General features: G+C 37.4%; 7 protein-coding genes. 5 read left to right on the forward strand and 2 right to left on the reverse strand.

Annotated elements, in window-relative coordinates; all coding sequences use genetic code 11:
- Positions 1-9: 9 nt before the first annotated feature.
- Complete coding sequence (locus tag MWU78_RS02625; protein WP_246994717.1) at positions 10-3,873, reverse strand: DUF5722 domain-containing protein; 3,864 nt, start codon at positions 3,871-3,873, stop codon at positions 10-12.
- Positions 3,874-4,032: 159 nt separating this feature from the next.
- On the opposite strand from MWU78_RS02625, the gene MWU78_RS02630 reads away from it, so the two are divergent.
- The 5 genes from MWU78_RS02630 to MWU78_RS02650 all read left to right on the forward strand — a co-directional run bounded on the left by MWU78_RS02630 (position 4,033) and on the right by MWU78_RS02650 (position 13,551).
- Complete coding sequence (locus MWU78_RS02630; RefSeq protein WP_246994719.1) at positions 4,033-5,466, forward strand: sulfatase-like hydrolase/transferase; 1,434 nt, start codon at positions 4,033-4,035, stop codon at positions 5,464-5,466.
- 302 nt (positions 5,467-5,768) lie between these two features.
- Complete coding sequence (locus MWU78_RS02635) at positions 5,769-7,895, forward strand: PQQ-binding-like beta-propeller repeat protein (protein ID WP_246994721.1); 2,127 nt, start codon at positions 5,769-5,771, stop codon at positions 7,893-7,895.
- A 38-nt stretch (positions 7,896-7,933) separates the two neighbouring features.
- Positions 7,934-9,520, forward strand: a complete 1,587-nt coding sequence (locus MWU78_RS02640) for a ThuA domain-containing protein (RefSeq protein WP_246994723.1) — start codon at positions 7,934-7,936, stop codon at positions 9,518-9,520.
- Positions 9,521-10,235: 715 nt separating this feature from the next.
- Positions 10,236-12,179 carry a hypothetical protein gene (locus MWU78_RS02645; protein ID WP_246994725.1) on the forward strand — a complete coding sequence of 648 codons (1,944 nt, stop codon included), beginning with the start codon at positions 10,236-10,238 and terminating at the stop codon, positions 12,177-12,179.
- Between the two features lie 187 nt (positions 12,180-12,366).
- A complete protein-coding gene (locus MWU78_RS02650) occupies positions 12,367-13,551 on the forward strand; it encodes a sialidase family protein (RefSeq protein ID WP_246994727.1) in 1,185 nt (394 codons plus the stop codon).
- A 252-nt stretch (positions 13,552-13,803) separates the two neighbouring features.
- Here MWU78_RS02650 and MWU78_RS02655 read toward each other — a convergent pair whose 3' ends face one another.
- A complete protein-coding gene (locus MWU78_RS02655; protein ID WP_246994729.1) occupies positions 13,804-14,844 on the reverse strand; it encodes a GntR family transcriptional regulator in 1,041 nt (346 codons plus the stop codon).
- Between the last annotated feature and the right edge of the window lie 32 nt (positions 14,845-14,876).

The raw sequence follows: 14,876 nt of genomic DNA on the forward strand, positions 1-14,876 counted from the left end.
AAAATTGTTTTATTCTGAATAATAATAATTAGCCCTTCTGTTAGGGGCATTGTCGCCGGCTTCAAAAAGGTCCTGTATATTTTCTAATTTGGATGGGTTATCAACCCAATGAAAGTTTAAATTAAGCGTGCTATTCAGCATCCATAAACTTTTAGGTACTGCTAACATCAATTGATTTCCTTCATACTTATAAGGTATTTCGGAAATCGTTTTCCATCCTTTTTTTGGATGGAATTTCTTGAAGGTGGTTTGTCCATTCTCGATTATATCGTGGTTAATCAAATAATCGTAACCTTCCCAACCCGTTGTTTTGTTTTGATCAGAATCTATAAACAATAACATCCAATTTTTGTTTTCAGGACTTGAAATATCATCCTTAGTTTTTACATAAAAGTAAACCTGATTGTCATCTCTTGCCACTTTTGATATTAGTATATCATTTCTTCCATTGTTTTTTATATATGGGCCAGCACTACCTTGTTTTTGGCTACTTCTATGTGCAATATCTCCTACATTATCAGAATACGTCGGGGTTACCGTAAACCATTGGTCAAAGCTACCCGAGATATCTATGGTTTTTTTTAATCCTGATTTCATCGGCTTTTCAATTCCCTTAAACTTACGAACATTTGCCATTAGTTGATAGTAGTAATTGTCAGTATGGCCACCTTTCATGGGCTCAATATCACGGCTGTATTCTTGATTGTACTGATCAATAAAATAGACATCGCCTTCTTTGAGTTCTCTTCCTACCTTTCCTAAATGGGCACCCGGATAAAAACTCCATTTTTGAAGTTCCTTGCTGATATCCTTTCCCATTTGCATCCTTCCCGCCGACCACTCGTTCCATCCGGTTACAAAAACAAATTCTGGATCAACCTCAAGTGCCCTATCCCATTGTTCCTGAAAAAAGAGGCCTTTATCTGTATCGGGAGTTATATCAAATTTATTTGTTTCAGGTTGATGGAAATTACGAAAACTCCGACCGATATTTGATAGCGGGTGTTGTGCTACGGCCACGGGTATCATTTCTTTTTCTTTGGGATTTTCATGCCATGCAACAGCCTGTGGAAAATGGTCTACCCAAGGCCACTCATCCTTACCTTCTTGGTCGTACCAAGGTAACGATGTCCATGCCCAGCTTTGCTTTAGATTAAAAAAAGATTCAATTTCTTCTGAGAATTTCATATCATTTATCTTATTACGTTCTGGTATTTCGTGCTGGCCATATAGTAATAAGGGTTTTCCTTTCCATTGAAACCATAGATTTTGGTATAATCCCTTGGAGTAAAATTCCTCCCATAATTTGTTCACGGATATTTCACTTCCTAAAAAAGAAATATACGGAGTCACTTCCCCATCATTTCTCATTTTTGAGAATACTTCACAAATCTTTAAATACGTATCTGGAAAAGTCTTGTTGTTCGTTACATCTAAAATAATGACGTCTACCCCGGCGTCAGCCAATTGATAGGCATGTTTTCGAATGGCCCATTTTTCGTTGTTCAAATAATAGCCTATTTCCGGTTCGCCCCAGTAATGCGTTCCAGTGCCCCATTGTGGATTCTTCGGATTCTTTTCTACGATTTCCGTTACGTTGAAAGGACCGGAACTATTGGGGTCATTGTGTGTTAAGAAATAGAACATACCCACATATCGGTTATCTTTTGGAGGGCCGACTTCGGCATAGTCAGGAAGGCTTCTGCCTAAAGCATCTGAGGCCTGCCAGTTTTGATTAGGGATATTCTTTGACGACACTACTATTTTTTTACCGATTTTAGTTTTATGACGAATCTCGTCCCAACTGTCGATCCCAATCATCGCTTTGTATTGGTCGTACACCTCAATTTCTTTGTCCGTACCAAAGGCTTGGTACACATACCAGACCGGTTTGATACCTGTCGGGTCTTCTTCGTCATCCGGAAATCTTCTTAGACCGATACGTAACCCTCCCTCGTTACGGTTGTCTTGCCAGTTGTGGTATTGAAAGCCATCTATACCGTCTAGATATTTTATTTTTTTCATGGCATAAGCCATACCGGCCGCTTGTTCCTTTAAATCTTGTTGGCTATAAGTAGGTGAGTTGGTACCGTTTTCGGAAAGATAAACAATGCGTTTAGTCTTCCCTTTGTACAATACTTCTGGTTGTTTTACCCAAGCGTCCAAAACCTCTGTATTCTTGAAGGTGATTAACTGGGTGTCAAAATCGAAGCTTACTTTATTGTCTAGCCAAGTCTTGGGTTCCCTCAAAGACTCTGGGTAGGGGTGATGGGCTATAGCCCATTCAAAATCTCCTTCTGCCCTTGAAAATTGTAGCAACTGTTCCAAAAGTTCTTTGGATAGATAGAATTTTGGATTGGAAGTCCAGTTCCAATAATGTGTAAGTGAGATAAATACCTTGGAATTAGGATTGTACTTTCTAGCGATGTTATGTGACATCCGCATCGATTTATGGTATAGATCCATAAAAACCAATGCCGTTTTGTCTCCGGCATTTGTCCACACCCATCCCGCATCGACTTCATTGTGGATGATCCAATGATGTATTCGACCGTATTTTTTATCTGGGCGACTATAGCGTTCTGCCAAGAAATCAAGAACTGCTGCGTAATATTGGACTCCTTCTGGAGAAGTGAGATTAGGCATGCTGTAAATTCCTGCTGGGTCACAATCAGGGTGCTGTAATATGCGCCCAATTTCAGGGTCTTTCGCTTTTGAGGCCTTGTCAACCAAAAGAATGGCTGAGACTTCTATATCACGCTCAACAGTTGTCAACAGGGTTTTGTCATATTTCGCTATTTGTTCTTTATCTACATAATAAGTCTTGCCCATATACTCAAAAGGTATGTTTTGGGGCGAAGGACCTGACCTAAAAAAATGAGTGACCCATATATTTACTGTGGCACTCGTAATTCCTAAATCATCGAGATCGGAAACTGGCGCATCCCGATTGGCATTGTAGCCGCCCAATCCTTTTTTGGTCGAAGGTTTTACAAATGGATAGTTGTATTTTGGAACAATGGAGTCGGCATAGCGAGCATGAGACACGGGAGTAAAGCTATTTCCATCTTTTTTAACAATCATCCATTTCGATAATACCCGGTCTTGTTTAAAACCATGGCGATTTACGAATCGATCTATTGTTACTTTAAAGTTATTTCCATCGAATTTCAACGGGGCCAAGAATTCAAATTTAGTAAGTTCAGTAGCATTCTCATATGGACTTACCTCTGAAATAAACAGATTTTCGTTCTCTCTAATTTTCCCCTCAACATTTACATGATTTTCGGTTACTAAGACCTGTGAAACTTCATTTTGAAATTCCTTATCCAAATAAGATATCAAGTTGGTCTCAAGAATAGCTTCTTCCTTTTTTTGTAATTCCTTCTTGGCTTTCAATTCGGCTTCACGGGCTGTTTGTGGTCGTAGAACCAAATTTTTTGTTTGAATTTTTAATGCGGGGGCGGCGCCAAAACTCAAACGGAGAAAATCTCCCTTCTTGCCCCAATTTGTAAGCTCTTCTGTCAAGTCTACCTTAAATTCTACCCAGCCTTCTGTAGAACCCACATCTCTTATAATCTTAGCTTTCACTCCCACTTTAATAGGGTAAAATTGTATCTCTATAAAATCTACTCCGGTCGGACAGAAATATTCGAATGCCAACCGATTATTTTCAACAGCCACTTCAGACTTTAATGGAGCTGTAAATACATATGGGTTTTTTCCAGTTGTTTCTATATCATAAACACCTTCATCTAAAACTTGAAGTTCAAGGTCATTATAGCCATTCTTCTCTAGTGCTAAAGACACTTTTGAATTCTGGGCAAAGACAACAAAGGGAATAGCAAAAAAAAGCCAAATGTATTTTTTCATTATAAAACATGTATTATTTGTTTTTAAAACTACTCCTTACTTTTTTTTAAACCATCCTGTTCTATCCTGTCAGACAGGATAGAACAGGATGGTTTCTTTTAAAAAGCCGAATACATTTATCTATCATTTGAAATAATACAAATTAGAAAAACTTTAATAATGAAACCACTATTAATTGTTGCCGCTTTACTTTGTTTTTCATTTTCATTTGGTCAGAAACGTCCAAATATTATAGTAATTTATACCGATGACCAGGGCTACGCAGATATTGGTGCATATGGTCAGGTAGATGATATTAAGACTCCGAATATTGACCTTTTGGCTAAAAATGGGGTTCGCTTGACTTCAGGTTATGTTACAGCTCCGCAATGTATTCCCTCTAGGGCTGGTTTGTTGACTGGAAGGTATCAGCAACGTTTCGGGCTAGATCACAACGGTTTGATTCCTTTACCATTAGAAGAGGTCTTGATTTCACAACGTATGCGATCTGCGGGGTACGTGACGGGAATGACAGGTAAATGGCACTTGGATCCCAATCATCAATCTGTAAAATGGATAGCAGAAAACTTACCAGAAATAAAAGATAAGAAAGACTATGTACCCACTGATATTCCCTTTGCAAAAAAGATTCCATATATGAGTTCCAATAGAGGTTTTGATTTGACATTTCAGGGCTATATAAATGATTATTGGGCAACGTATTCACTGGATGGAAAAGATTTTGAAGCACAATGGATAAAACAAGAAGGATATAGATTGGAAATACAAACGGAAGCAACCGTGGAATTTATTGAAAAAAACAGTAGTAAACCGTTCTTTTTTTATCTCTCTTATTTTGCGCCCCACGTACCATTGGAAGCTACCAAAAAGTATTTAGATCGATTCCCGGGGGACATGCCAGAGCGTAGGCGACACTGTTTAGCAATGATGTCTGCTATTGATGATGGAGTTGGAAAAATAAAAGAAACTTTACAAAAAAATGGTATTGAGGATAACACAATAATCTTTTTTATTAGCGATAATGGAGCCCCTTTAAAAATAACTATGGAAGATTTACCCATAACCTTTCAAGGCGGTGCTTGGGATGGATCTTTAAATACACCCTGGGTAGGTGAAAAGGGTATGCTTTCCGAGGGAGGTATCCGAGTGCCTTTTATCATGAATTGGCCAGCTGGTTTACCTAAGGGAAAGGTGTATGATAATCCGGTCATTTCATTGGATGTTGCAGCTACTTGCATAGCATTAGCAGGATTACCTTCTATTCCGGCGCTGGATGGCACCAACCTAATTCCATTTCTGAACGACGAAAAAAAGGGAGAACCACATGAAGCTATTTTTTGGCGTTTTTGGGGTCAACATGCTATACGAATGGGCGATTTCAAATTTCTAAAAACAGGTGATGTGGAGTATTTGTTCAACGTTTCAACACCAGAACACGAAAACAAAAACCTTATTGAAGTATATCCCAAAAAAGCAGAAACCATGAAAAAACGTTTATTAACTTGGTTAGGGGAGCTTAAAAATCCTTCAACTCAATTTGGTGAAATTGGCAATGAGAATAGGTGGTACGACTATTATTTTAAAAATAACTAAGAAAATGAATAAATCAAATCTAAACTCAAAACCAGTGTAAACTAAATCCTCCAAAAATCCTTATCTCCAAGTTAATGGGAATTTAGTGATTATTGTTGGAATTTTTATAAAATATAAGTTAATGAAATACTTTACAATTAATTCTTTTTTGTCGAAAGGCACCTTGTTAACAAAAAATATTTGAACACATTGAGTCTAACAATAAAATCCATGATGGAAGATTATTTGGCTTGTCGTGCCGAGTATCCTGATATGTCCAAAACTTGGACCAAAGCCTTTAATTTCCCAAGTACTGATTCAATATGAAATCCAGAAATAGTTTAAAATACAACTGGCCTTTTTACAAAGTGATAATAATAATCTCTTTAGTTCTTTCAGGTTGTAACCCCGAACCTAAGGTCTTTTTTGCCAATGAAGATTGGGCGGCTCCCGGAGGAAATCAAGGCCAAACAAAGTATTCGACTCTGGACCAAATTAATAAACATAATGTAGGGGGGCTCGAGGAAGCATGGACTTTCAATTCCGGAAATATGAAAGGTAACATACAAGTTAATCCACTTGTTGTTTCAGGGGTAATCTATGTAATCAGCCCTACCCAAGATCTTATAGCCATTGAAGGCACTAGCGGAGAAGAAATATGGCGTTTCAATCCAGCAAGGAGTGGTGAAACTTTCGGTGGTGTAAACAGGGGACTCTCTTATTTTAAATCGAATGAATCCCAATGGATATTCTATACCTCCGGACCTTTCTTGAATGCTGTGGATGTTGCAACAGGTAAGGCCGTAAGTACGTTTGGCGATAAAGGCCGCATAAATATCAATGAAGGTTTAATTAAAGAGGCCGCCAAAATGGGTATATCATCGCCTGGGGCCCCTATGATATATAGAGACAAAATTATAGTGGGCGCCATGAGTTGGAGCTCTCCTGCAAATATCAGTGCATTCAATGTGTTTACAGGAAAAAGAGAATGGATCTTCCACACCATACCAAGGCCTGAAAAGTATGGTTATGATACTTGGGGCGACAAGAATTTTTGGAAAGAAGGAGCGGGAGTAAATGTATGGGGCGGAATTAGTGTTGACGAAAGTAATGGCTTGGTGTTTTTTGCAACAGGACAGCCCAAAGATGATTTTTACCGACCAGACAACAAGGGAAAACAATTATTTGGAAATTGTATTGTTGCATTAAATGCCGATACAGGAGAACTCAATTGGCACTACCAAGCCATTCACCACGACCTGTGGGACTTAGATCTGCCCTGTGCTCCCATTCTAACAACCCTTTTGGATAATGGCAAAAAAGTTCCTGGTGTCGTGCAGTTAAGTAAAACTGGAAATGTATTTCTTTTTAACCGGGTAACCGGAAAATTGTTATCCGATGTAGAGGAGCGTGCTGTTCCCCAGAGTCCTCTTTATGCTCAAAAGGCCTTTCCAACCCAGCCCTTTGTGAAATGGCCAGAGCCTATTTCCAAACAGGTGGTAACCGCTGATGAATTGACCAACATTAGCTCAGAAGCAAGATCCTACGCTTCCAAGACGTTTAATAGTGCGGATGCCGGTTGGTTTGTTCCACCATCAGAAAAAGGAATTATATATTATGGGATTCATGGTGGTGCAGAATGGGGAGGTGGGTCCTATAATCCCAAATCCAACACCCTCTTCGTAAATTCAAACGAGTTGGCGTGGCATATTACCATGCAAAATATTAATTCAGACGAAAAAGATAGCACACACAAACACCCGGGAAGAAATTTTTATCTGGAGAGAGGATGTGTTAGTTGCCATGGCACAGACCTAGAAGGTGAAGGGAGTATCCCTTCGTTAGAGAATCTGGACAGGAAATATAGCCAACAGGAAATATCTCAAATTATATCCAAGGGCAAAGGAGCCATGCCTTCTTTTTCTCAAATTCCGGAAGATGAATTACAGTTAATTTCAGCATACTTAATAGATCTCGAAATAGATATGGACGAATCAAAGATAAATGATACTATAAAAGCCCCTTATTACAAAGCCATTGCCTATACCAAATTTTTAGACGAAAAGGGATATCCGGCAACTGCCCCTCCTTGGGGAACTTTAAATGCACTTGATTTAATCACAGGTAAAATTAAATGGAAAGTGCCGTTGGGAGAATACCCGGAACTTACCGAAAAGGGAATTCCAATAACTGGAACCGAAAATTTTGGAGGTAGCATCGCTACTGCCGGGGGGGTTATATTTATTGGCGCGACAAGAGACAGGAAGTTTAGGGCATTTGATCAGGACACTGGGAAAATTTTATGGGAGTATCAATTGCCATATGGAGGCTATTCCACTCCCAGTACCTTTATGGCTAAAGGAAAACAGTATGTCATTATTCCGGCCACAGGAGGTGGGAAGCTTGGCAAACCAACGGGGGATACCTATTTTGCTTTTGCACTGCCCTGACAAATAAATTTTTAATACAGATATAATTACAGTACTAAATGAAAAATTTCACTTTAAAGATTATCAAGACGCTTCTTTTAGTTTTGATTTCAGTAGGCACTATTACTGCCCAAAAGACAAACGGAAAGAAAAAAATTGTTCTTTTGGCGGGTGCAAAAAGCCACCCAGCTGACTTTCATGAATACATAAAAACAGTCCGCCTTATCAAGGTAATGCTCGATAACTCGAATGTTAAAAATTTAGAAACAGAAATTCACTACAATGGATGGCCTGAGAATGAAAGCACCTTAGAAGATGCAGATTTGATATTAAACGTTTCTGATGGATATGATGGTATAGAAGGGACTCCCTTTGCTCCTGTGACATTCCGTACGCCTGAAAGGATGAAACTTATAGAAAGGCTTATGAAAAGGGGATGTGGATTTATCACCATGCATTTCTCGACCTTTATCAGAGATAGGGAAGGCAAACAAGTACTTGATTGGGTGGGAGGCTATTTTGACTGGCAAGGCGATACCGGGGAGAAATATTGGTATTCCTCCATAAAGACTATTTCTGCGGCTATAAAAAGAGAATCTTTGGGCGAACATCCAATTACTAATGGCGTGGAACCATTTTCTTTAAAAGAAGAATTTTATTATAATATAAGGTTTAAAGAAAACGATAAACGGTTAAAGCCCATACTCACTATTTCGGAATTGGAGACTGAACAAGAGAATGGAAAAGTAGTAGCTTGGGCTGTAGAAAGGGAGGATGGTGGTCGTGGGTTTGGCACAACAATGGGGCATTATTATGACAATTGGGAAAACGAGAATTATAGAAAACTTCTCTTGAATGCGATCGTTTGGACTGCTGGAATGAAGGTTCCTAAAAACGGTGTAAAATCAAGATTTTATGATGATAAGGAAGTTACTCAAAATCTTTTTGGAAAATCTCTTAAAGCACTTATTTTTACTGGTAACCATCACCCAGGTCATCACTGGAAGGAAACAACCCCTGTTTTAAAAGAAATATTGGAGAAAGATTCCCAAATGAAAGTTGATATCTCCATTAATATTGAAGATTTAAATCAATATAACATCGAGGATTACGATGTTTTACTTCTGAATTATTGCAACTGGGAAGATCCAAAAGGTATTAGCAATCGATCTAAAGAGGCCTTGGTCAACTATATGAAAAAGGGTGGGGGATTGGTAAGCGTCCATTTTGCGAATGGGGCTTTCCATTATTCTTTGCCAAATGCCAGTGAATCGGATTGGCCAGAATACCGGCAAATTATACCGCGTGTCTGGAATCATGGAGTAAGTAGTCATGATAATTATGGTGAGTTTATCGTTAATATTGTAGATGCCAATAGTGTCATTACAAAAGGTCTTAAGCCATTTAAAACTGTTGATGAACTATACTTCAATCAGGCCGGGGACATTCCAATAACTCCATTGTTAACGGCAACATCAAAAATAACGGGCAAGGATGAACCTTTAGCATGGACACACCAATACCAAAAGGGAAGGGTTTTTCAAATTCTCTTAGGGCATAGTACTGAGTCACTAGAGATTCCAGAAGTTCAGAAAGTAATAAAAAGTGGGGCAGAATGGTCAGCAGGAAAATTAAACACTGAATAATGAACATATCAGATATTCACTAAGTCTCTATTTACAAATAGGTGTTGTTTTAACAAAATCAAGTAATAAATCTCAATCGTTTTCTGGATAATACTTATTGGTGAGTAAAAAAAGATTGACCTTGGATATCGGTAATATTCGGAGATAAATAATAACCTGAGCCCAATTGAGCTAATTATCTACCGTTCCTTTAAAAAAACAATATACTTTTTCGACTATTTTGTGCGACTGGATATATTCTTGATTATAAATATTAATAGATGGAGTTTTATCATCTATTATTAGATTACAATTGGAATATTTTTGATAACAAATTCTACTACCTGCTTATATTTTGAGAATCATGATATCTATTAATTTTTAGGTATACCTCAATATAAGTATTACTGTAAATTTTCAATAAATAATTTCAGCAACTTTATAATCAGGTCACCATAATAAATTGTTCAAATTTAATTATACAGGCCATCTTTGGCACTTATTGTTTCTAAGATCTCAAAAAAGGATACTTATTACAGGACACAGCAGGACGGAAACAGGGCAACACGGGTTTATTTTTGAGATAATAAAACTATGAAGATACTTAAGTTAAAAGGATTATGTAAATAATTTCAAGTATGTTAAACACCATTGCGACGAGATTAAAACGTAATAATTGTGCGACGATTAAATAGAATTATTTCTTGGCATTTTAATATAATTAATTCTGATAGTTGTGAAACTAAAAACATTTTTAACATTTTTAATTTTAACAGCAACAGGTTGCGCTACAGCTCAAACTGCTGAAAATTCAAATGCTTTAAACAGTTCTCGACCAGCAATGAAGGAACTACCAATGCCAACGAAATCAGGAAAGGTGTTTGCACCTGTTGTTGATATCATGCCGCACCTAAGAGGATTTCATGATTATAAAAAGGTACGTGAAGAAATGGTCTTTTTAAAAGAGTTAGGTTTTAAAAGAGTTTATTTTGTACTGGGTCAACCTGGTTATTCATCTTTCTCTGACCCAACTATATCGGTTATGTCACCTGATAAGGGTACGGGAAATCATATGCTAGAATCTATTTTAGCGCTTGGGGATCCGAACTTTGCATATTTATATGAAGCCCAAAGATTAGGTATGGAGGCTTGGGCAATCATAAAACCATATGAATCAGGAACAGGGTTTACAATTCCGCATGACGCCAATGCACCACTTAGCAGAAAGCAGATAGAAACTATTGGCGGGCAGCATATCAATTTTGATAATTTAATAGCGGATAATCCAGAGTTAAGAGTAAAAAGAAAACCCGAACAAGATGCTATTCTAAATAGGCTAAATGAGCCTATAAAAACATTGGAAGTTGCTTTTAGTTTGGATTCTTTCAGACAAAAGGCTTCTTCTAATACATATTTTGAATTTAAGGGATTGAAAGATTCGGAAATTCAAATCCCAGAAATTACGCTTTGGCATAGTCAAGATAATGGTAAATATGTAAAATATGAAGGCGATATTGAAGTAGAATCAAAATTTGAACATCGTCAAGTAGAAGATGCGAATGGTTTTTTAGTATCGGAAAAGCCAAAGCGTTTACTGGTATTAACGGTTAAAAATTTTAGTTTACCTGAAAAACATCCGTATTTGGCAATAACCTTTGATCAGCATAAAGGTTTATATACAATTCCCTATTCTATGATAAAAGCATTTACTCGTTCAGGGGAGATACCACTTACCACAGGTTTACATGTTAGAAGCCCCTTAAGTGAAGCGGAAGGTGCGACATCTCCGAAAAAAAGAGAATGGGGCTTGGAAAATCACACTGCTAAAGGTGAAAAAGCGGCCAAGTTGTTCAAGGATTGGGGCTTTGAATTTGAATTTCAAGGTGCCGGATTTTGGGGTGATGGTTGGGTTAATAGCCCTGTTTATGGAATTGCAAAAGGGAAACGAAAATATATGGGTGGAACCCCATGCGAAGCTTACCCTGAGGTACAAAAATATTGGATAGACCAGGTTGAGCGTGTTGTGAAAATGGGTTTTGATGGTATTGATTTTAGACTCCAAAACCATTCGGGAATGGTCTCCGATTACGTAAACTATGGATACAATGAGCCGATTATAAAACGTTATAAGGAAAAATATGGAGTTGATATTCTAAAGGCAGAAGCAGAGCCATTGAAAATTATGGAAATAAGAGGTGAATATTTCTTGTCGTTTCTTGAAAAGGCAGCAGATGTTCTGCATTCATCGGGTAAAAAAATGCAAGTAAGTTTGCGCCATGCACATGAGGCACCTTTATTGTCCGATGACTTTAATGAATTAGGCTTCTGGGCTATGCCCAAGATATTACTTGATTGGAAAAAGGCCATTGATTTGGCTGATGAGGTAACTATTAAACATTATTATCATGGTGATTACCGACCTTGGATGAGTGATAAAATTAAAACATATGCAAGTCATCAGGGAAAGCATGTATGGGTACATAATTACTTTACCCAAGGGGATGGGGTTAATTATGATTTTTTAAATACTATAGAAGAAGATGAAAGAATAAGTGGCGTCTTATTGTATGAAGTGAATAGAGGACTTTTATATACTGGTTTCCCTGAACAAAAGTGGGGACAAAATGTAGAGAATATTAATAAATTACATAATGTTTTACATAAATTAAACAAGAACTAGGTTAGAAAACTAGGAGATTATTGAATTGTGTCATTGCTAATCCCAATGGAGTTTGATAGAACGAAAATAACTTCCTGTTCATGGAAATGATAAAGTATACATAAACCGACCGATAGTGATATTAACTATGGTAACATATTTTTAGGTGCATTGTAGAAATACACACTTGAACATTAATATATCAATTATGAAAATATCAAAACTGATCATTAGTAATATAGTACTTTTAATCTATTTTCTTTCAGGAGTAGTCTTGGCACAAAGCAACGATTCATTTCTACTACCCCCAGAGGTGATTATGTTACCTGAGAAAACCGGTATTCATTCACCGGCTAAAAGAAAATTCACGGGTATTCCCAGCGTGGCGATAAGCCCCGAAGGGCGTTTGTGGTCCACCTGGTATACCGGCCCTACTCCCCATGAGGATTTAAATAATTATGTTGTACTATCTACCAGTGGTGATAATGGAAATACCTGGCAGGAGGTATTAGTGATAGACCCTGACGGCCCGGGAGAAGTCAGGGCATATGATCCTGAGATATGGATTGATCCCGATGGAAAACTTTGGGTATTTTGGGCACAGGCTGCTGCTCTTGGTAATGGAGCAACGGTTTTGATAGAAGAAGGGACGGCGGCCGGAGTATGGGCTATAAAAGCCGATAATCCAGAATTAGAGGACCCAAGTTGGGGTGCACCGGTCAGAATTACCGATGGTGTAATGATGTGCAAACCATTAAAGTTGTCGACAGGAGAATGGACATTGCCGGTTTCTATTTGGAAAAAGAAGCCAAATAATGCAAGAATGGTAGTCTCCACGGATAAAGGGGTTACCTGGAAGGTCTGGGGAGGTGCATCCGTACCCGATGATGTAAGGTCTTTTGATGAAAATATAATTATCGAAAGAAAGGACGGTTCGCTATGGATGCTTATACGTACAAAATATGGAATTGGCGAGAGTATTTCAAAAGATCGTGGTACTTCATGGTCCCCAGTTGCCCCATCGGCAATATCCCATCCGTCAGCCAGATTTTTTTTAACCAGATTAAAATCAGGGAACCTATTGCTTGTTAAACATGGCCCAATTGATGTGAAAATTGCACGCTCTCATTTAATGGCATTCATTTCAAAGGATGATGGAAAATCTTGGTCAAGCGGTTTGTTAATTGATCAGCGAAACGGTGTTTCCTATCCCGATGGACAGGAAACCGAAGATGGAAAAATATATATTGTTTACGACTACAATAGGACAACAAACCAGAATATTTTTATCACAAGTTTTACTGAAAAAGATATACTATCAAATGATTATGACAAAAGCATAATAAAAATTTATAACAATAGAAAGATAGTAAGTGAGGGTGGAAAAGATTAATAACTGTTTATTTCAATACATACTTATATGGCCTTACTCATATTGGGCATTACCGAATTCAGTTTTATTTTGTTTTCAGGAGCATTTTAGGGGCTTATAGAAAATAATATTCTTCCTGTTTTAGACTCTCTCATATATTTACCTAACTACACATTATATTACATATTTTTTGATTTATTCCAAACTGCAAAAACCGAGAAATTAGGTGTTAATTTTGTTATGTAAGCGCTATGGATGTAAGTCATGAAGATTTTAAATTGAATTTCTATCTATAAAATTAAATGGGTTTTTGATTTTCCCTTTTTCCTTGTTCAGAATCATGCGGGAAGCAGTTTCACCCATAACCTTAAAGTCTGTAGAAATAACGGTAATGCCCAATAATTCCTTTAATGGGGTGTCGTTATAGGATATGACCCCTATCTCAACGCCTAAAATAAACTCCTTGTCCCGGATTTGGTTTACCAAGCTTACCAAGTCGTTTTCTTCAATGGTAATAAATAGATCACCCTTCTTAAGGATGATATCATCAAAAATTTCATCCAAAACCTCGAAATCTATTTTGTGTTCTACACAAAATTTGCGAAAGCCGTGCAAAATTCTTCTGGGATAAGGATATACGGCACTTTCGGGATAGACCAAAATCAGTTTTCCATATCGCGAAATCTTTGCCAGTCCTTCCTTGAGGGCATTGTAGATATCATTCTCAAAATCCTGATAGATTTCAATGAAATCCCCTTCAATTTCAAGATTATTATTGTCCATCATTACTAATTTATTCTTTGGGATCATATTGATGGCCTTAATGCCTTCATCGGTAGAACTAATGTGTTTAAGATCGCCCGTCTTAAAATGCGGCATGATGACGTAATAATCATATACATTGATGTTCTTCTCTAGAATATTTAAAAAAAGTGAGTTGTCGCAATGATAAATATGCAGGTCTGTATGGGAATTACCTCCTATGGTATTTATAAAGGAATTGTAAATGCGCATTTTATAGGCGCTCAACTTATTTATTAGGAATAGTATATTGACCTTGGATATAAGTTTTGTTCTGGTTATGTAATAACCTTTGCCCCTTATGGAGGTAATTATCTTACGTTCCTTTAATATCTGGTAAGCCTTTTCAACAGTATCCCTGGAAAGCAAAAATTCCTCGCTCAAGCTATTGATGGAAGGTATTTTGTCATCGATCTTTAAATTTCCATTGGAAATATTATTGATGACAGAATCTACTAGCTGCCTATATTTAGGGATCCTGGAATTTTCATCTATTTTGAGGTATTTGAACATATCTAAGCTAATCTATAATAATGGTAATTTAA

The sequence above is a fragment of the Arenibacter sp. F26102 genome (assembly GCF_023015865.1).
Taxonomy (GTDB): Bacteria; Bacteroidota; Bacteroidia; order Flavobacteriales; family Flavobacteriaceae; genus Arenibacter.